The organism is Roseovarius aestuarii, from assembly GCF_019966515.1.
GTDB classification, from domain to species: domain Bacteria; phylum Pseudomonadota; class Alphaproteobacteria; order Rhodobacterales; family Rhodobacteraceae; genus Roseovarius; species Roseovarius aestuarii.
This window is the reverse complement of record NZ_JAIMIB010000007.1, coordinates 93,793-111,563: the sequence shown is the minus strand read 5'-3', so window position 1 is coordinate 111,563 and position 17,771 is coordinate 93,793. Positions and strand designations below refer to the sequence as shown.

18 protein-coding genes are annotated in these 17,771 nt (G+C 59.1%); 11 read left to right on the top strand and 7 right to left on the bottom strand.

From position 1 onward, the window contains the following. Window positions 1-4: 4 nt before the first annotated feature. Both LC334_RS10670 and LC334_RS10665 read left to right on the top strand, forming a co-directional pair. Entirely contained in the window at window positions 5-787 is a 783-nt protein-coding gene (locus tag LC334_RS10670) for a DUF1365 domain-containing protein (RefSeq protein ID WP_317850392.1), read from the top strand. Beyond that, on the top strand, window positions 787-1,509 hold the full coding sequence (locus LC334_RS10665) for an SDR family NAD(P)-dependent oxidoreductase (RefSeq protein WP_085800501.1): 723 nt from the start codon (window positions 787-789) through the stop codon (window positions 1,507-1,509). The genes LC334_RS10670 and LC334_RS10665 overlap by 1 nt, the downstream gene beginning before the upstream one ends. Before the next feature lie 63 nt (window positions 1,510-1,572). Here the strand turns inward: LC334_RS10665 and LC334_RS10660 are convergent, their stop codons facing one another. From LC334_RS10660 to LC334_RS10645, 4 genes are all read right to left on the bottom strand, one after another. Beyond that, window positions 1,573-2,208, bottom strand: a complete 636-nt coding sequence (locus LC334_RS10660; protein ID WP_085800502.1) for a ChrR family anti-sigma-E factor — start codon at window positions 2,206-2,208, stop codon at window positions 1,573-1,575. Continuing rightward, on the bottom strand, window positions 2,209-2,793 hold the full coding sequence (locus tag LC334_RS10655) for a sigma-70 family RNA polymerase sigma factor (protein ID WP_223412951.1): 585 nt from the start codon (window positions 2,791-2,793) through the stop codon (window positions 2,209-2,211). A gap of 131 nt (window positions 2,794-2,924) precedes the next feature. Next, the gene (locus LC334_RS10650) at window positions 2,925-4,010 is read right to left on the bottom strand and encodes a Zn-dependent alcohol dehydrogenase (RefSeq protein WP_085800504.1); all 1,086 of its coding nucleotides are present in this window, start codon (window positions 4,008-4,010) and stop codon (window positions 2,925-2,927) included. A gap of 144 nt (window positions 4,011-4,154) precedes the next feature. Beyond that, window positions 4,155-5,708, bottom strand: a complete 1,554-nt coding sequence (locus LC334_RS10645; protein WP_085800505.1) for an ABC transporter substrate-binding protein — start codon at window positions 5,706-5,708, stop codon at window positions 4,155-4,157. 328 nt (window positions 5,709-6,036) lie between these two features. Between LC334_RS10645 and betI the strand changes: the two genes are divergently transcribed. Together betI and betC are read left to right on the top strand one after the other, a co-directional pair. Then, complete coding sequence (gene betI / locus LC334_RS10640; RefSeq protein WP_085800506.1) at window positions 6,037-6,624, top strand: transcriptional regulator BetI; 588 nt, start codon at window positions 6,037-6,039, stop codon at window positions 6,622-6,624. Next, entirely contained in the window at window positions 6,621-8,129 is a 1,509-nt protein-coding gene (gene betC / locus LC334_RS10635; RefSeq protein ID WP_085800507.1) for a choline-sulfatase, read from the top strand. Before betI ends, betC begins: the two co-directional genes overlap by 4 nt. Before the next feature lie 27 nt (window positions 8,130-8,156). On the opposite strand, the gene LC334_RS10630 is transcribed toward betC, so the two are convergent. Together LC334_RS10630 and LC334_RS10625 are read right to left on the bottom strand one after the other, a co-directional pair. Further along, window positions 8,157-9,557: a helix-turn-helix domain-containing protein gene (locus LC334_RS10630; protein WP_085800508.1), complete on the bottom strand. Its 1,401-nt coding sequence runs from the start codon at window positions 9,555-9,557 to the stop codon at window positions 8,157-8,159. A 253-nt stretch (window positions 9,558-9,810) separates the two neighbouring features. Beyond that, on the bottom strand, window positions 9,811-11,052 hold the full coding sequence (locus LC334_RS10625) for an aminopeptidase P family protein (protein ID WP_085800509.1): 1,242 nt from the start codon (window positions 11,050-11,052) through the stop codon (window positions 9,811-9,813). Between the two features lie 156 nt (window positions 11,053-11,208). On the opposite strand from LC334_RS10625, the gene LC334_RS10620 reads away from it, so the two are divergent. Further along, window positions 11,209-12,204, top strand: coding sequence for a P1 family peptidase (locus LC334_RS10620; protein WP_085800510.1), 996 nt, complete (start codon window positions 11,209-11,211; stop codon window positions 12,202-12,204). A gap of 383 nt (window positions 12,205-12,587) precedes the next feature. On the opposite strand, the gene LC334_RS10615 is transcribed toward LC334_RS10620, so the two are convergent. Beyond that, window positions 12,588-13,814 (bottom strand): multidrug effflux MFS transporter, encoded by a 1,227-nt coding sequence (locus LC334_RS10615; protein ID WP_085800511.1) that lies wholly within the window; start codon window positions 13,812-13,814, stop codon window positions 12,588-12,590. Window positions 13,815-13,986: 172 nt separating this feature from the next. Between LC334_RS10615 and LC334_RS10610 the strand changes: the two genes are divergently transcribed. The 6 genes from LC334_RS10610 to LC334_RS10585 all read left to right on the top strand — a co-directional run bounded on the left by LC334_RS10610 (window position 13,987) and on the right by LC334_RS10585 (window position 17,674). Continuing rightward, window positions 13,987-15,519: an acyl-CoA carboxylase subunit beta gene (locus LC334_RS10610; RefSeq protein ID WP_085800599.1), complete on the top strand. Its 1,533-nt coding sequence runs from the start codon at window positions 13,987-13,989 to the stop codon at window positions 15,517-15,519. A 24-nt stretch (window positions 15,520-15,543) separates the two neighbouring features. Then, window positions 15,544-15,879: a hypothetical protein gene (locus tag LC334_RS10605; RefSeq protein ID WP_085800512.1), complete on the top strand. Its 336-nt coding sequence runs from the start codon at window positions 15,544-15,546 to the stop codon at window positions 15,877-15,879. Continuing rightward, complete coding sequence (locus LC334_RS10600; RefSeq protein WP_223412950.1) at window positions 15,876-16,274, top strand: DUF6497 family protein; 399 nt, start codon at window positions 15,876-15,878, stop codon at window positions 16,272-16,274. The genes LC334_RS10605 and LC334_RS10600 overlap by 4 nt, the downstream gene beginning before the upstream one ends. A gap of 214 nt (window positions 16,275-16,488) precedes the next feature. Beyond that, window positions 16,489-16,629: a hypothetical protein gene (locus LC334_RS10595; RefSeq protein WP_176237689.1), complete on the top strand. Its 141-nt coding sequence runs from the start codon at window positions 16,489-16,491 to the stop codon at window positions 16,627-16,629. Between the two features lie 72 nt (window positions 16,630-16,701). After that, window positions 16,702-17,061 (top strand): hypothetical protein, encoded by a 360-nt coding sequence (locus LC334_RS10590; protein WP_085800515.1) that lies wholly within the window; start codon window positions 16,702-16,704, stop codon window positions 17,059-17,061. A gap of 406 nt (window positions 17,062-17,467) precedes the next feature. Then, window positions 17,468-17,674, top strand: coding sequence for a hypothetical protein (locus tag LC334_RS10585; protein WP_085800516.1), 207 nt, complete (start codon window positions 17,468-17,470; stop codon window positions 17,672-17,674). Window positions 17,675-17,771: the final 97 nt, after the last annotated feature.

Genomic DNA, 17,771 nt, shown 5'->3' with positions numbered 1-17,771 from the left:
TAGTATGATCAACATGATGGAACACATTCAGGGTCAGACATTTCACGCCCGGCGCGGGGAACTGAAAAACGCCTTCAAGTATGGCGTTGATTTCGTGCTATACGATCCGCTGACAGCGACGCCGCCCATGCTTCTGTCCCAAAACCGATTTAATCTTTGGTCGATGTCGGATAGCAGACATGGCGGCACGCGTGGTCGGGGCGACGGGGTGCGTTGGTTTCGCGACGTGCTCGAAGATCGCGGATTTCCGATGGAAGATACGCGCCTGGTTTTGCTGGCTCAACCCAGCTTCCTTTGGTTTCATTTCAATCCCGTAAGCTTCTGGATCGCCCTGCGTGACGGGAAACCTTGCGCGTATGTGGCTGAGGTGAACAACACGTTCGGGCACCGGCATTGCTATTTCTGCGCGCATGAGGACTTTCGCCCGATCGGCAAAGACGACACGATCACGGCAGACAAGCTGATGCATGTCTCGCCTTTTCAGAAAGTTGCCGGGCTGTATAAATTCAATTTCGATATGTCCGACGATGCGATAAATATCCGCATTCTCTATGAAAATGACGGTGAAGGTGTGCTGGCGACGCTGACTGGTTCACGGCGGCCTGCGACAAACGCCTCACTTCTCTGGGCGGCGCTGCGTCGGCCCTTTGGCGCGGTCAGAGTTGTCGCCCTGATCTACATGCAGGCGCTCATCTTGTGGATCAAACGCGCGCCCTTCATGCGCAAGCCGCCGCCACCGCAACCACTCATCTCGGACAGTCACACATTCCGGGGCAAACGGACGTAATGAACCTGGCCGGAAAAACATATTGGTTGGTCGGCGCAAGCGAAGGGCTTGGCCGTGCGCTGGCCAAAGAGTTAAGCGATGCCGGAGCGCATCTGGTTTTGTCGGCGCGCAACAAAGAGCGGCTTGAAGGTCTGGCAACGGAGATTGGTAATGCGCGTAGCGTTCCGCTGGATGTGACCGATCTGAATTTGGTGCGCAGCGCCGCCGCCGCAACTGGTTCGGTTGACGGCGTCATCTACAATGCCGGGGCGTATGAGCCCATGCCCAGCTCTGAATGGGAGACCGAGGCCGTGCTTGTCATGAACGACGTCAATTACGCTGGGGCCGTTCGGGTGGTCGGCGAGATACTTCCTCAATTCCTCAAGGAAGGTCGGGGGGATATAACGCTGATCGGTTCACTCGCAGGGTATAGCGGGTTGCCTGCCGCTATTGGATACGGCGCCGGTAAGGCTGCGTTGATCAGCCTTGCCGAGACCATGCGGCATGATCTGAAAGACACCGGTGTGGTGGTGCGTATTGTCAATCCGGGTTTCATCAAGACCCGCCTGACCCACAAAAACACGTTCAAGATGCCCATGCTCATGTCACCGGAAAAAGCCGCAAAGCGGGTGGTGAAGGCGATGCAATCGCGCCGTTTCCGGACGGACTTTCCTGCACCGTTTTCGTGGTTCATACGTTTCTTGTCGTATCTGCCAGATGTCATTGTTTACCGCGGCAAATAGGTGCTGTGATCACCAGCGAGCTTTCTGCCTCACTGATATCCGCGAAACGCAGCAGCTCAGGGCTTAGATACGGAACAAAGGCTGCAAGAGGCGTGGTAGGATGGAATTGAAACGCAGCGGCGCATCTGTGGCTGCCAAGCAAATACAGGCCACACCATCATCCGCAACAGGCGTGTGTTCCAGGTCTTCGTCGGCAACTTCGACATCCCCCGCACAAAACTGTCCGGTCGCGTCGCTGAAACTGCCCTGAAGGACCAGGGTCAGTTCCATCCCGTTATGGCTATGGTCCGGCACGGCACGGCCGGGTGGAATATAGAGTAACCGGACTGATCCGTCGCTGTCCGATGAAAGTATGTCCTGCCGTACTCCCATACCCAATGATTTCCAGCGCGGCGGCTTACCCTTCAGGGCCTCCATGACAGGACCTGGGAAGACCCCCGACCGTTTATGGGTGGGCGCCGGTGTCACCGGGGCATCCAATTGCGCCAGAATGTTATCCTTCACGTTGTCAGAAAGCGCCACGGCGCCGGAATTTTCCAGAACGATTCCACCAACAACCTGATGAGCCTCGACTGCCGCGCGGCAATCTGGGCACAAGGAGACATGGCTGGCCACGACAACGGAAAAGGCGTGGGGCAGGCTCCCGGCCGCATAGGCCGCCAGTAGGGCGTCGGGGATATGATGGGTGATTGCGGTCATCTAACGCAGTCCCTTTAATTCGTGTCTCAATCTTTCCAGACCTAGCCGGATACGTGATTTCACCGTCCCCATCGGCAAGCCTGTCTGTGTACTGATCTCCTGATGAGTCATTTCACCCAGATAGGCCTTTTCTATCATTTCAAGCTGTTCTCGGTTGAGCCGCGACAGCGCATTCTTCAGTTTTCCCGCTTCTTGTTCGATGGCCAGTATCTGGGGCGCGTCCGGCTCGGCGCCTGGGTCTTCTGCCAGTTCTTCGGGCACCGGACGGTTTTCTTTGCGTACGACGTCAATTTGGCGGTTGCGGGCAATCTGATAAATCCACGAGGAAACCTGCGCGCGATGCGGGTCGAACATTTCGGCTTTGCGCCAGATTGTCAGCATGACGTCCTGCACAATTTCCTCGGCCTGCTGCGCGGATGTTCCCGAGCGCATGACAAACCCTTTCAGGCGCGGCGCGAAGTAATCGAACAGCGCGGCAAAGGCGGCGCGATCTCGTTGATCCCGCACCGCGATCATCCAGGCAGATTGCTGTGAGATTTCGGTCTTCTTCTTGACGGACACCTGATCTTTTCCCTGCCGCGGCATTGGGCGCACAGATTTCGTGATGCGCGGGATATCTAGTTCAAGGGCCAACATAACTTGAATACGCAGGCGATTGTAAACCGGATCACTGGTGGCGCCTTTTTTTTGAGCGTTGGGGCGATCTTGCTATCACCCTAACGTAGCAGGATGACATTCCGCCGCGCACTGCCGGATTTGGTGTCGGCGATGGCCTCGTTGATCTGGTCAAGGCTCCAGCGATTGGAAATCAATTCGTCCAGTTTCAGACGGCCTTGGCTGTAGAGGTCGATCATCCACGGGATATCGCGCCGGATAACCGTATCCCCCATTTTCGAGCCGATCATGCCCTGACCGGAGGCAGCGAAATTGACCGGTTCATAGGACGACGTTGCGCCCGAATGCGGCATGCCTACCATGACAACCCGTCCGCCGCCCGCCAGATAACGCGGCGCTTGATCATAGGCTGGGATCGCCCCCACGGTCACGATCACCGCATCTGCACCACGTCCCATCGCCTTTTTTGCGCTGCGCCAGGGGTGTTCGCCCGTCGCCAGCACACCGTCGGTTGCGCCGAATTCAATCGCGGTATCAAGCTTCTCTTCGCTCATGTCGACAGCCACGATACGCCGCGCGCCAGCGATGCGTGCGCCCTGAATGGCATTGAGACCGACGCCGCCCGCACCGATCACCACAACGTCCTGCCCGGCGCGCAATCCGGCGGCGTTGACGACGGCGCCGACGCCGGTGATCACCCCGCAACTCAGCAGGCTGGCCGTGTCCATTCCCATGCCCTCGGGGATTTTCACGACTTGGCTCTGGTCGACCACGACTTTCTCGGCAAAGGCGCCGCAGGCCATCGCCTGATGCAGCTTGCCGCCATCACTGGTGCTGAGCGGGCCGGTATCGCCGTCATAGGGTGTTTCGCACGTGGTGGGATTGCCCGCACCGCAGCTGGGACAGTGACCGCAGGCGCGGATCAGCGTTACGACAACCGGATCGCCGGTTACGATGCCTGACACGCCCGGCCCAACGGCGCTGACGTGGCCTGCTGCTTCGTGGCCATAGACGGCGGGCAGGGAGCCGCCCCAGCCGCCTTCGGCATAGATGATGTCTGAATGGCAGATCGCCACGGCCTCAAGATCAACCTGGACCTCACCTTGGTCGGGCGCCCGCAGGCGGACCTCTTCGATGACAAGCGGTTCGCCAAATGCGTGGCAGACGGCAGCCTTGATGGTTTGCATATGCTCCCTCCCGGCAGGTGTTAGATGTAGACTGCCTTGAATTTGCAAGCGCCCGCAAGACGTAAAGCGACACCGATCTATCGGGCTTGGCCAAAAGAAAAAGGGCCGGAAGAACCGGCCCTTTGCTGCGATACTGTTTTGAGTTTATGCGAAAGACCAGCGCTCGGCCCAGCGTTCGCCATCCATATCCCAGTTTGATGCCAGCCCGTCCGAGGTTTTCACCTTGGTCGATGTGGCGAAAACGTAGTTGGCGAACATCGGGATGATGACGCCACCCTGGTTCGAGACGATGTCCTGCATTTCCCAGTACATGTCCTTGCGTTTCGCTTCATCCAGCTCGGCGCGTGCTTCGACCATGAGCGCCTCAAACTTCTCGTGACACCAGAAACTGTCGTTCCAGGCTGCGCCACAGGAATAGGCGGTTGCAAACATCTGATCCTGAACCGGACGGCCTGACCAGTAAACGGCCGAGAATGGTTTTTGCATCCAGACATCCGACCAGTAGCCATCGTTCGGCTCGCGCGTGACCTGAAGGTCGATACCCGCATCTTTAGCAGACGCTTGGAACAGCACGCCCGCATCGACCGCACCGGCAAAGGCGGCGTCGGCGGCAGAGAGGTTGACTGACAGGCTGTCCATGCCGGCTTCGTTCAGGTACCATTTGGCCTTGTCGGGGTCATAGGTCTTTTGTTCGAGTTCGGTATTGTAGAACTGCTGGCCCTGGCCGATCGGAATGTCGTTGCCAACTGAACCGTAGCCGAACAGGATCTTCTCGACCAGCTCTTCGCGGTTGATGGCGTATTTCAGCGCCTGACGCACGTTGTTGTCGTCAAACGGTGCCTGATTGGTCGACATCGCGAAGGTGAAGTGCTGCGTACCGGCAACCGAATTGATCTGGATGTTCTGGTTACGCTCCAGAAGACCCACGGTTTTCAGGTCGAGACGGTCGATAACGTCCACATCGCCCGAAACAAGCGCAGTTGTCCGCGCGTTCTGGTCAACCAGTGCCAGCATTTCGATGCTGTCGAAGAAACCCACATCGTCGCGCCAGTGGTTCGGGTTCCGTTCCATCGTGCAGGACACACCGAAGTTCTTGTTCTTGAGGATATAGCTGCCGCAGCCATCGCCGGATTCCCAGTCGATGGTGTCATCTTTGGCGGGGTGGATCGTCAAGTGATAGTCGCTGAGGATGAATGGGAAGTCGGCATTGCCGCCGGACAGTTCGAATACAACCGTGTCGCCGTCGATGCTCATGTTCTCGATAGGGGCCACAAGGGGGCCGGCGGCCGAAGTGGAATCTTCGCCGCGGTGGAACGCGATCGAGGCCATCACGTCTTCGGGGGTCAGGTCCTTGCCCGAATGGAACTTCACGCCTTGACGGACCTTGAAGCGCCAGGTTTTGGCATCTGGCGTTGCTTCCCAGCTTTCGGCGAGTTCGGGCGCCAGCGAGCCGTCGGCTTTCACTTCGGTCAGGCGGCCATGAATGGCAAAGGCCATGCCGATGGTAAAGCCGTTTTCCCAGGTGCCCGGGTTCATCGTATCGGTGGTCTGGCCGTGCGCCTTACCGACACGCAGGTGGCCGCCTCGCTTTGGGGCCGCCATCGCGCCGCCCAAGGGCAGCGTTGCGGCCATGGCCGTCGCTGCGGTGGTTTGCAGAAAGCGGCGTCTGTTCAGGCCGCTATTGGATAGGATCGTCATTCTTGTATCTCCCTGATAGTTTTAAGTTCATGGGGTAACGCCACTGCAGGGCAGCGGGAACCTGATTCCATTTTGTCGATCGCACGGCAGTGTCTGCGGCAACATTCGTCACATAAACGGCTGTTTTCGTCATCTTCACGCATTTACCCGTCGCACACCGACAATAACTGAACGGCCAGAGACTAGGCCGACGCCAACTCGATGTGCAAGTTCAATGTGACAGAAGGGTGGTTTCTGGCCGGTCAAGTGGCACCGTGTTTATATTGATTGACGAGTCAATTAATCATGATTACCACGATTTGGCAATCCGAAATGAAAGGGAGATTCAGTGCCGAAGGTGGGGATGGAGCCGATACGCCGCTCGGCACTGGTGGAGGCGACGATCTACGAGATCGGTGCGCAGGGGACGCTGGATGTCACCGTTAGTCAGATTGCAAAACGCGCAGGCATGTCGAGCGCGCTGGCGCATCATTATTTCGGATCGAAAGAACAGATATTCGCCGCAGCGATGCGCCACATCCTGACGCTCTACGGGGCCGAGGTGCGCGGCGCGATGCTGATGGCGAAGACGCCACGTGACCGGATCGAAGCGATCATCCGTGCCAGTTTTGCCCCAGCACAGTTCCGGCCTGAATTCGTCTCAGCCTGGCTGAATTTCTACGTGCAGGCGCAGAAATCGGATGACGCGCGGCGGCTTCTTCACATCTACCAGCGGCGTGTGCGATCAAACCTGCACCACGCTTTCCGGCAGATCGCCGGGGCGGATGCCCGCATGCTGACCCGCGGATTGGCGGCAATGATCGACGGGCTTTATATCCGTCAAGCGCTGCGCGGTGATCCGATGTCACCCGCCGCCGCGATTGACGTTTTACTGCATTACCTGGACACCAGCCTGGCTGAAGGATCACTTGAATGAGCGCGCCCAACATCCTGATTTTCATGGTCGACCAACTGAATGGCACCCTGTTTCCCGACGGCCCTGCCGACTGGCTGCACGCGCCAAACCTGAAAAAGCTGGCGGCGCGTTCGACCCGTTTTGCCAATGCCTATACCGCCTCGCCCCTCTGCGCGCCGGGACGGGCGAGTTTCATGTCGGGGCTTTTGCCCTCGCGCAGTCGAGTTTATGACAACGCAGCGGAATTTGCCGCTGATATTCCCACTTATGCGCATCACCTTCGCCGCGCGGGCTATCAGACCTGCCTGAGCGGCAAGATGCACTTTGTCGGCCCCGACCAGATGCACGGGTTCGAGGATCGGTTGACCACCGATATCTACCCGGCCGATTTCGGCTGGACGCCGGATTATCGCAAACCCGGCGAACGGATCGACTGGTGGTATCACAACATGGGTTCGGTCACCGGGGCAGGCGTGGCGGAAATCTCTAACCAGATGGAATATGACGACGAGGTGGCCTATCACGCCACCCGCAAGGTCTACGATCTGGCGCGCGGTCACGATGATCGCCCCTGGTGTCTGACTGTCAGTTTCACCCACCCGCATGATCCTTACGTGGCGCGTAAAAAATACTGGGACCTCTACGAGGATTGCGAGCATCTTCTGCCGGAAGTTCCTGCAATGGAGTACGAAGACCACGATCCGCACGCGCAGAGGATATTCGATGCCAATGACTGGCGGTCCTTTGACATCACCGAAGATGATATCCGCAAGTCGCGCCGCGCCTATTTTGCCAATATCTCGTATCTTGATGATAAAATCGGCGAGGTGATGGAGGCGCTGGAAACGACCCGGCAAGAAGCGGTGATCCTGTTTGTCAGCGATCACGGCGATATGTTGGGCGAGCGCGGCCTGTGGTTCAAGATGTGCTTCTATGACGGTTCAGCCCGCGTGCCGTTGATGATTGCGGCGCCGGGGATGGAAGCGGGGCGTATTGATGCCCCCGTCAGCACCCTAGATGTCTGCCCGACACTCTGTGATCTGGCGGGGGTCAGCATGGATGAGGTGGCCCCCTGGGTGGAAGGCCAAAGTCTTGTGCCGTTGGGGCAGGGGGCGGAGCGGGATGCCCCCGTGGCGATGGAATATGCCGCCGAGGCGTCTTATGCGCCGCTGGTGTCGCTGCGCTATGGCAAGTGGAAATACAACCGCTGTGCACTGGATCCAGATCAGCTTTTTGACATGGACGCCGATCCCCATGAACTGACCAATCTGGCCTCGGCACCCGAACATGCGGGGACGCTGGCGCAGCTGCAGGCCAAGGCCGCGGCGCGGTGGGATCTGGATGCCTTCGATGCTCAGGTGCGCGAAAGTCAGGCCCGGCGGTGGGTGGTGTACGAAGCGCTGCGCAAGGGCGGTTACTATCCTTGGGATTATCAGCCACTGCAGAAAGCATCCGAGCGCTATATGCGCAACCATATGGATCTGAACGTCGTTGAGGAAAACCAGCGGTTCCCGCGAGGTGAATAACGGGTTATCCGCAGCATCGGGGCGAGGTCATCCAACCACGAAAGGCAGGACACCACGTTCGTCAGGTGGGATTGACAGGCGGCGCTCCAACGGCGGCACCGAGCGTTGGTGGCAATCGGGGCGTTCGCAGATGCGGCATGAAATGCCGATAGGTTCGAACGCGCGGGCATTGGTCAGGTCCATGTCATCCGCATAAATCAGCGTTTCCGCGTGTTTGACCTCGCAGCCAAGTGCGATCGCAAAGCGTCGTACCGGCGCACCGTATGAGCCGCCGGATTTAGATACGTCGCGCGCCAGGCTGATATAGCGCACCCCGTCGGGCGTCTCGGCCAACTGGCGAAGAAAGCGACCGGGGGTTTCGAACGCGCGGTGAACGTTCCAAAGCGGGCAGGCACCCCCGAAACGGGCGAATTGCAACCGTGTGGCCGAATGCCGTTTGGTAATGGTGCCCGCCTGATCGACACGCACGAAGAAAAACGGCACACCCTTGGCGTCTGGCCGCTGCAGGGTCGATAGCCGATGCGCCACCTGTTCAATCGACGCGCCAAAACGGTTGGCCAGCAGTTCGAGGTCGTGGCGCGTGGTGCGGGCAGCGTCCAGAAACTTGGTGTAGGGCATCAGGGCGGCACCGGCGAAATAGTTCGCAAGGCCGATTTTTGCGATGGACCGGGCCGCGTCTGATTGGAAATTGGCGAAGTTCAAGGTGGCTTCCAGCAGCTTGTTTTGGGTCAGGAGGGCGACTTGCAGCAGAAGTTGAAAGGTTCGTGTCTCAGGCGCCACGCGTGACGAGATATAAAGTGTACCGTTCGCGCGGTCGAAGGCGCGCAGCTTGTCCGTATCGGCGTCTGTCACCGTGATGCCAAGCTCGCCCAGGCGGTCAACGGCGATGTCACGGATGGTTCGTTGTGCGCCAGTGGGTTGGGCAAAGCGTTCAGCGGCGCGATCGACCGCGTCGACGTAATTATCGCAATAGTGAAAGAAGTCACGTACCTCGTCCCAGGGGCTGGACTGTGTTCTGGAATCGTCACGTCCAAGTGCTTCGTCCAGTGAAGCAAGGCGTTCATGGGTTTGTCGATAGGCGCTATGCAGTTCCAGAAAGGCGCGTGCTAAGGCAGGGGCGTTAGAGGCGGTAAGTCGTAAATCTGCAAGTGGTGGCGGGTTGTCGCCAAAGATCGGGTCTGCCAGCGCCTCGCGCATATCGCTGACCATACGCTCGGCATCACCGGTGGACAGCTCGGTCACGTCAAAGCCGAACTCCTGTGCCAGCGCCAGCACGACCGTGGTGCTGACGGGACGGTTATTGTTCTCCATCTGGTTAAGATAGGGCAGGGAAACGCCTAGTTTTGCGGCGAAATCCTTCTGGGTGAGACCAAGCCGTTGACGGGTTTCGCGCAGCTTGGCGCCAGCATAGAGTTTCTGGGTGGCCATATCGAGATCCGGAGTTTGCAGGTTTGCTTGATTGTTAGATTAGTTTTGCAAAGGCCGGTACGCAAGGGCGGCCGACATCCGGAAAACAGCGGAAAGCCGATGTGGGCAGCGCATAGCTTCGCGGGCAACTCGGAAATCCCGTCGTCAATACACCCGCGGCTGAACGGACAAGTCTTGCGGGGTGACCCTTCGAATTATTTCACCGAATCCGGGTCTGCAACGTTACCGATGCAAACCCGGAAAGTGCCGTATCTTAACTGACGACGTTGAATTCGGGTCCGTAGGGATAGCCGGTGATGTTCTCGTTGCCATCCTCGGTGATCACCAGAACGTCATGCTCACGGTAGCCGCCCGCACCCGGTTGCCCGTCGGCGACGGTCAGCATGGGTTCCATCGAGATCACCATGTCGGGCTCCAGCACCGTGTCGATATCCTCGCGCAGTTCCAGCCCCGCCTCACGGCCATAGTAGTGGCTCAGCACCCCGAAGGAGTGGCCATAGCCGAAAGTGCGATACTGCAGCAGGTCACGCTCGGCAAAGAAATCGTTGATCTTATGCGTGACCTCGGCGCAGCTCACCCCCGGTTTCAGCAGGGACATGCCATATTCATGCGCCGCCACGTTGGCTTCCCAGATTTTCAGCGAGGCATCGTCCACCTCACCCACAAACATGGTGCGTTCCAGCGCCACGTAATAGGCACTGACCATCGGGAAAGTGTTGAGGCTCAGGATATCGCCACGCTGCAGATGCCGCCCGGTGACCGGGTTATGCGCGCCATCGGTGTTGATGCCCGACTGGAACCAGACCCAAGTGTCGCGGTATTCCGCATCCGGGAACACGCGGGCGATCTCGGCCTCCATCGCGTCGCGACCGGCCATTGCCACGTCAATCTCGCGGGTACCGATCCGCACGGCATCCTTGATCGCGTAACCGCCCACGTCTGCAATCGCCGTACACTGACGGATCAGCGCGATTTCAGCCGCCGATTTGTGCATCCGCTGCATCATGGTGTGACCGGCGATATCCACGGTTTTCGACGGTTTCAGGAACGCCAGTAACTTCCCTTGCTGCATCAGCGTTAGGTGGTCGCCCTCATAGCCCACGACTTTGCCTTCGCCCGAAACCGACAGAATCGCCCGCCAGTAATTATCGCGCTGCCAGTCGGTATAGGTGATGTTGTCGCAGAAGCACCGTCGCCACGGCTGACCGGCGTCGATCCCGGCGCTGATGGTCACGCAGTCCTGCGCGGTCACGACCAGCCCGTAGGGGCGGCCAAAGGCGCAATAAAGAAAGCCCGAGTAATAGGCGATATTATGCATAGAGGTGAAGACGGCGGCGTCGACCCCAGCTTCGACCATGATCCGGCGCAGGCCGGCGATACGCGCCTCGTATTCGGCAACTTCGAAAGCCAGCGGAGCTTTTTCACCATTGTGAAAACGGTACATTTCGGGGCGCGAAGTGCCGCTGAATTGGTTGGATTCTGGATGTGCAGTCATAGTGACCCTCCTGAAAAGAAAGGTCCCGGCGTTCAGGACTGTTTGGGATATATGGGCCTCAGGGGCGACGCCATCGCCCCGGCCTGAGGCTTTTCTTGCCGATTCCGTGTAATCTGGCAAGATGTTTTGCGACAAACTAAAGGACGTTTTCAAGCCATGAAATCAGAACCGGGGCCATTGAACCTGATCACCGATGTTGCGGGTTTGCGGGTCGGTAATGCGGGTGACGAACGGATCAAGACCGGCGTGACTGTCCTGCTTGGTGATGTTCCCTTTACCGCCGGGGTGCAAGTGATGGGCGGCGCGCCGGGCACGCGCGAAACTGATCTGCTGGCCCCCGATAAAACCGTCGAGCAGGTGGATGCGCTGGTGCTGGCGGGTGGGTCTGCCTTTGGCCTTGATGCCGCGTCGGGTGTGGCAGATGGGTTGCGTGCGATGGGGAGGGGCTTCGCGGTGGGTGATCAAAACGTGCCTATCGTTCCCGGTGCAATCCTCTTTGACCTTGTGAATGGCGGCGACAAGGGCTGGACCGACAACCCCTACAAGCAGCTCGGACTGCAGGCGTTAACCGCCGCCGCCGCCAGCTTTGAGCTTGGAACATCGGGTGCGGGCACCGGTGCGACCACCGCCAATCTGAAAGGAGGGCTGGGGTCGGCCTCGTTGATCCTGCCCTCGGGCCATACGGTCGGCGCGCTGGTCGCGGTCAACGCCCTTGGATCGGCAACAGTCGGGGATGGCCCACATTTCTGGGCCGCCCCGTTCGAGGTCGTAAATGAATTCGGCGGCTTCGGCCCGGCAAACCACTTCCCCGACATTCAGACCCCGCCCACGAAACTTGCGCAGCACGCCAATACCACCATCGGCATCGTCGCCACCGACGCGGCCCTGACCCAGGCGCAATGCACGAGGCTGGCGACCGCCGCCCATGACGGGTTCGCTCGCGCACTCGTCCCGTCCCACACGCCAATGGATGGCGATCTGATCTTTGCCGCCGCTACCGGCGCAGAACCGCTGACCAATCAAGTTGTCGACACGTTGATGCTGGGCCACGCCGCGGCCACCTGCATGTCGCGCGCCATCGCCCGGGCGATATTTTGGGCGACGGCAGCAAAAAACGATACGCTGCCCTGTTGGTCGGGTTTACATCAGTAGCCCCATTCGGGTTTCGGTGGGCGCCATCCAGTCAGTTTCGACCTAGGGTTGTTGCTAGGCCATTTGCCATCATGCAGATATATCTGAAAGGACCGAGCCTAGGTTTTTCCGAACGGTTATGCGCTTGGCAGTAACTCACAGCCGCCGATCGCCGATCCCGAGATAAACAGGCTTTGCATATCGACCTCCTATTGGCGCATCGAGGCCCATGCGGTTTTCATGTGGCCGGACATGATAGTGTGGAAAGGCAGCGAGGCGATATGCTGTTCGCGTTCCTCATCCAGCAAATGCAGCGGTTTCAACTCATCAACTTCGCTGGTTCGTGGTGCCTTGCGCGTCGCTTAAGCGGAATGGCCAGTCTGCGGTTGGACGCGGGTGCCGGGTTAAGGCGATCCGCCATAACTCAGATGGCGCTCGCGGCGCATGACCATGATTATGGCGATAATGGCCAGCAACCCGGTGCTGAGCATGATCCATAAAAGCGGGTAGGCGCCGGTCTGTGGTGTGAGCATCGCGCCTGCCAGGGCTGAAAGTGCCGCGCCAAGGCCGATCATCAGCGCACCGGCCAGGCCGCTGGCGGTACCAGCCAGATGCGGTCGCACCGAAAGCGCCCCGGCGGTGGCGTTGGGAATGGTCATGCCGTTGCCGAGACCCATGAAGGTCATCAGGCCGAAAAAGCTGATCGCGGTGCCGAACCCACCGTAAAAAAGCGCTAGGTTGAGGGCGATGCCCGCGGCGTTGATCATCGTACCCCAATAGACCATCCGGTTGATGCCGATACGCACGGAAAAGCGTCCTGAGATATAATTGCCGAGCATATAGCCGATCGCGGGGGCTCCAAAATAGACGCCCAGAATTTCGGGTGGCAGGCCAAAGACCTGATCGCCGACGAAAGGCGCGCCGCCCAGATAGGCAAAAAATGAACCCGATGAGAGGCCCGAAGCCAACGCGTAGCCCCAGAAGCGCGGCGAGGCAAACAGGTCGGGATATTCCCGGAACTGTTGGGCCATTGTGCGGCCCGTCAGTGGCGCGGTTTCTCCCAGATCGCACCAGGTGATCCATAAGACCAGCGCGCCAAGCGCCAGCAGCAGCCAGAAGTTTGACTGCCAGCCGAAGGCCGCGTCGAGCACGCCGCCGATGGCCGGGCCGATCATCGGTACAACCGCCATGCCCATGGTGACATAGCCGATCATGCTGGCGGCCTGGGCTTCGGGCACCATGTCACGGACGATGGCGCGACTTAGCACCATCGCGGCCACGATCGTGGCCTGCATCATCCGGAAGGTCAGAAATACGTAGACATTTTCCGCCAGCACACACCCCAGCGTCGCCAGCAGAAAGATTGCCACCCCCCAGAGCACCACGGGCCTGCGCCCCCATCGGTCCGAGATCGGGCCGACAATCAGCTGCAGCACCGCATTGACCCCCAGATAAAGCGCGACAGAAAGCTGCATTAGCCGATAGTCCGTCTGAAAGTATGCGGTCATCCCCGGCAGGCTGGGCAGAAAGATATTCATCGCCAGCGCGGATAATCCGGCCAGCAGGATAAGTGTCGTGATATGTGGTGCTGTCCGGCGGTCAAGGAACCGGCTGCTGGATTTCTGATCCATGGGTCATCGGTAAGCCTGCGATTTGGGTAAGTCCACGCTCTGAATGAGAACTTAGCAAATTTTCCGATTAGCCAAATGACATTTCCAAAACTTTGCAAATTTGCTGAATTCTGCTTTCCAGCCCCCCGGTCTATTCTCTATGGTCCGGCAACAGCCGAAAAAGGGGAGCGCAATGAAAGACATTCTTCAGGAACTGGAAGACCGCCGCGCCGAGGCCCGTCTGGGCGGGGGTGAAAAACGCATCACCTCGCAGCATGGCAAGGGCAAGCTGACGGCGCGCGAACGGATTGAGCTTTTGCTGGACGAAGGCAGTTTTGAAGAGTTTGATATGTTCGTAGCGCATCGCTGTACCGACTTCGGCATGGACAAGGTCAAGATGCCCGGCGATGGCGTGGTGACTGGCTGGGGTACGATTAATGGCCGGATGGTCTATGTCTTCAGTCAGGATTTCACCGTGTTTGGTGGGTCGCTTTCCGAGACCCACGCCCAGAAGATCTGCAAGATCATGGATATGGCGATGCAGAACGGCGCGCCGGTGATCGGCATAAACGATTCCGGCGGCGCGCGCATTCAGGAAGGCGTGGCCAGCCTTGCGGGATATGCCGAGGTTTTCCAGCGCAACATCATGGCTTCGGGTGTCATCCCCCAGATCAGCGTGATTATGGGTCCTTGCGCAGGCGGCGCGGTCTACTCCCCGGCGATGACCGATTTCATCTTTATGGTGAAAGACACCGCTTACATGTTCGTGACCGGCCCCGATGTGGTTAAGACCGTCACCAACGAGCAGGTGACGGCCGAAGAACTGGGCGGTGCCTCGACCCATACCCGCAAAAGCTCGGTCGCTGACGGGGCGTTTGAAAACGACGTGGAAGCGCTGGCCGAAGTGCGCCGTCTGGTGGATTTCCTGCCGCTGAACAACCGCGACAAGGCGCCGGTGCGGCCGTTCTTTGACACGCCGGGCCGGGTGGAGGACAGCCTCGACACGCTGATCCCCGACAATGCGAACACGCCTTATGACATGAAGGAACTGATCGAGAAGGTCGCGGATGAGGGTGATTTCTACGAAATTCAGGAAGATTTCGCCAAGAACATCATCACCGGGTTCATCCGGCTGGAAGGCCAGACCGTGGGGGTGGTGGCGAACCAGCCGATGGTGCTGGCGGGGTGTCTGGATATCGACAGCTCCCGCAAGGCGGCGCGGTTTGTGCGGTTCTGCGACGCGTTCGAGATCCCGATCCTGACCTTCGTCGATGTGCCGGGCTTCCTGCCGGGGACATCCCAGGAATATGGGGGGGTCATCAAGCACGGCGCGAAGCTTTTGTTCGCTTATGGAGAGGCCACGGTGCCCAAAGTCACCGTGATCACCCGTAAGGCATATGGCGGCGCTTATGACGTGATGGCCTCAAAACATCTGCGCGGCGATTTCAACTATGCCTGGCCCACCGCCGAGATCGCGGTGATGGGTGCCAAAGGTGCGACCGAGATCATCCACCGCGCCGATCTGGGCGACAGTGACAAGATCGCGGCGCATACGGCCGATTACGAAGACCGCTTCGCCAATCCGTTCGTGGCGGCGGAACGCGGCTTCATCGACGAGGTCATCATGCCGCACAACACCCGCATGCGCGTCAGCCGCGCCTTTGCAAGCCTGCGCAACAAGAAGCTGACCAACCCGTGGAAAAAGCACGATAATATTCCGCTCTGACCGCTAACCTTTCAAGGAAACCCGATGTCCCGTGGCCGCTGGCATATCCTCCGCGATGATACCGTGCTGACTTTGGCGCGGCGGGTGCCTGTGCGGTTTGACCTGAGCGCCAGCACACGCTTGCCTGATGGTTCTCGACTGCAACTGGCGCAGCAGGTGCGGCAGGATATCTGGCGCGCATTGCAGGGCCTTAAAGGGTTTACGCCGGTGGTGCGGGTGGAACGTGTTGCGTCGGGTCTGAAGGTGACCGCGGGCGGGCAGGTGGCGGGGGTGTTCCCGCGCCTGCAGGCCGAAGCGCGCATCGCCGAGGTGCTTGAGGACCCTAAGAACCGCGCCCGTTGGGTTAGGTGGGCGCAGTGACGGGTTTGGCCGCATATCTGGCGTCCGGCATCGTCTTTGCGTCTGCCCTCGCGGCCAGTGAGGCCGAGCAGGTGATGCTGCCCTCGGGACTCAAGACCCATCTGCAGGAAATGTTGTGGGATCGGCCAGGGGGTGGGCTTGTCTATCGGTTCCGCTTTGTCGCGCCGGAGTTTTCGACCGAGAAACTGGATTATGACCTGCTGAGCTCAGATCTTGAGCATCTGTGCAACGAATTTGCCCTGCCTCGGCTGTCGAATGTCGGGCCAGAGCCGGGGCAGGTGATCATTTCTCTGGCGGACCGTGAAAGTGAGTTCGGGGTAATCGACCCTGATCTAAACCAAGTTTTCGAGGCTTATAGTGTCGAAAATGGTGCCTGCATTTGGGAGGTTTTCTGATGCGACCACAATATGTTGCGCGCCACGATGTAAGCCAGCAAAGGTTTGAGGCTTTCGCATCACAGGCTGGCGGCTTCGCCGTGGCCACATATCAAACGAGCCGGTATTTCGATATGCTCGCGTTTGGTTGTCAAAAGGCAACCCAAACATCGAGCAGTTGGCGGACGGGGCGTTTTGCGCCGCGCTATTCCGTCGTGAAATACAGGAGACATATATGTCCAACACACTCAAGACCATCCTGGCCATCGGCCTGGTCGCTACGATCACGGCCTGTGCACAGCAGGATGATGACGATTTTGTCGTGGTCGATCCGGAGCCGATCTCGGTCGAGCCGGAACCGACTGGAAAGTACTGATAAAGCGCTGTCAGCGCGGGCCTTCGGGTCCGCCCTGATACCCGCACGCCCCACATGTCCGGAGGGCGTCTCATGCTGAAGCATCGCGGGTTTCCGGGCCGTCTGCCGGGAACGGACTTTCAATTCACCATTCGTCGCGCCAACCCCAAGGGGATCACGCCGCTGACCCGGCGCGAACGTTACCGCGACCGTAAACCGGCCGATCGTCGGGCCGATACCGCGTTCGTGCAGGCGCTTTGGGAGGCATTTGGCGATCGGCCTTTCGAGCGTGGCAATCTGGATGCCGGGCGGCTGAACTGGCTATTCGGTCGCGAGGTGCTGCCAGCGGAAGACCCGTTCGATTCGCAAAGTTACGAGGCGCTGCTGATATTGGATGTACCGGCTGCCAAGGCCGCTTTCCCCGACGCATTCATCGCGGGAGAGGGGTGTTGAAAATGAAACCAAAAGTTTTAAAATATTTTGCTAGATATTCTTATGGTTGCAAAAGCGGCGCCTTTTTGCCCAAGGGTTGCGCGAATACGCGGAATGCAGCCGATGTGATCAGGGCCGATTTTATCCCCTTGGATCACCCCATGATTGCAGGCAACGTTGGAATCGTAGTGGCGGCCCCCCCCCAATGGGCCGAGACGCATAGTCTAATCCGTTACCCTTCCCCTTACGGGCGGTCTTGCACATTATGGTGCAGACCGCCCTTTTTTCTAGCTATGCAAAAGAAGTGTCGTCATCGGCGGGCCCTTGCCCAAGCAGGTGGTCGCAAAGCGATAGATTTTGACCAAAGCGCCCGAATGGCGTTGAATCTCCGTAACGACAATCAAGAGCAGAAACGAGGCTTTGACCGATGCGGTTCACATTCATACTTATCCTTTCGGTGGTCGCGCTTGCCAGCCTTTCGGCATGTGGGGACACTCTTGGCAAACAGGCGGTCATCGGTGCCGGGGCCGGTGCGGGCACAGCACTTGTGGTCGGAGGCAACGTCGCCGGCGGCGCGCTTGTCGGTGCCGGGGCGAACGTCGCCTATTGCCAGGCCTTCCCAGGCCGCTGCTAACAGTTTCCGCTGTGCCCTGACGGGCGCCGCACACCCAACGAAAGCCATCGGCGTACACTCATGCGCCGGTGGTTTTTTTGTTGCCAATTCCGCGCGC

Excerpts from the sequence above, each read along its gene's own strand:
- LC334_RS10610 (WP_085800599.1), top strand. The coding sequence starts at position 13,987 with ATGAAAGACATTCTTCAGGAACTGGAAGACCGCCGCGCCGAGGCCCGT.
- LC334_RS10655 (WP_223412951.1), bottom strand. The coding sequence starts at position 2,793 with ATGCCGCGGCAGGGAAAAGATCAGGTGTCCGTCAAGAAGAAGACCGAA.
- LC334_RS10605 (WP_085800512.1), top strand. The coding sequence starts at position 15,544 with ATGTCCCGTGGCCGCTGGCATATCCTCCGCGATGATACCGTGCTGACT.
- LC334_RS10645 (WP_085800505.1), bottom strand. The coding sequence starts at position 5,708 with ATGACGATCCTATCCAATAGCGGCCTGAACAGACGCCGCTTTCTGCAA.
- LC334_RS10585 (WP_085800516.1), top strand. The coding sequence starts at position 17,468 with ATGCGGTTCACATTCATACTTATCCTTTCGGTGGTCGCGCTTGCCAGC.
- LC334_RS10625 (WP_085800509.1), bottom strand. The coding sequence starts at position 11,052 with ATGACTGCACATCCAGAATCCAACCAATTCAGCGGCACTTCGCGCCCC.
- LC334_RS10660 (WP_085800502.1), bottom strand. The coding sequence starts at position 2,208 with ATGACCGCAATCACCCATCATATCCCCGACGCCCTACTGGCGGCCTAT.
- LC334_RS10650 (WP_085800504.1), bottom strand. The coding sequence starts at position 4,010 with ATGCAAACCATCAAGGCTGCCGTCTGCCACGCATTTGGCGAACCGCTT.
- LC334_RS10665 (WP_085800501.1), top strand. The coding sequence starts at position 787 with ATGAACCTGGCCGGAAAAACATATTGGTTGGTCGGCGCAAGCGAAGGG.
- LC334_RS10615 (WP_085800511.1), bottom strand. The coding sequence starts at position 13,814 with ATGGATCAGAAATCCAGCAGCCGGTTCCTTGACCGCCGGACAGCACCA.
- LC334_RS10620 (WP_085800510.1), top strand. The coding sequence starts at position 11,209 with ATGAAATCAGAACCGGGGCCATTGAACCTGATCACCGATGTTGCGGGT.
- LC334_RS10630 (WP_085800508.1), bottom strand. The coding sequence starts at position 9,557 with ATGGCCACCCAGAAACTCTATGCTGGCGCCAAGCTGCGCGAAACCCGT.
- LC334_RS10595 (WP_176237689.1), top strand. The coding sequence starts at position 16,489 with ATGTCCAACACACTCAAGACCATCCTGGCCATCGGCCTGGTCGCTACG.
- LC334_RS10590 (WP_085800515.1), top strand. The coding sequence starts at position 16,702 with ATGCTGAAGCATCGCGGGTTTCCGGGCCGTCTGCCGGGAACGGACTTT.
- betC (WP_085800507.1), top strand. The coding sequence starts at position 6,621 with ATGAGCGCGCCCAACATCCTGATTTTCATGGTCGACCAACTGAATGGC.
- LC334_RS10670 (WP_317850392.1), top strand. The coding sequence starts at position 5 with ATGATCAACATGATGGAACACATTCAGGGTCAGACATTTCACGCCCGG.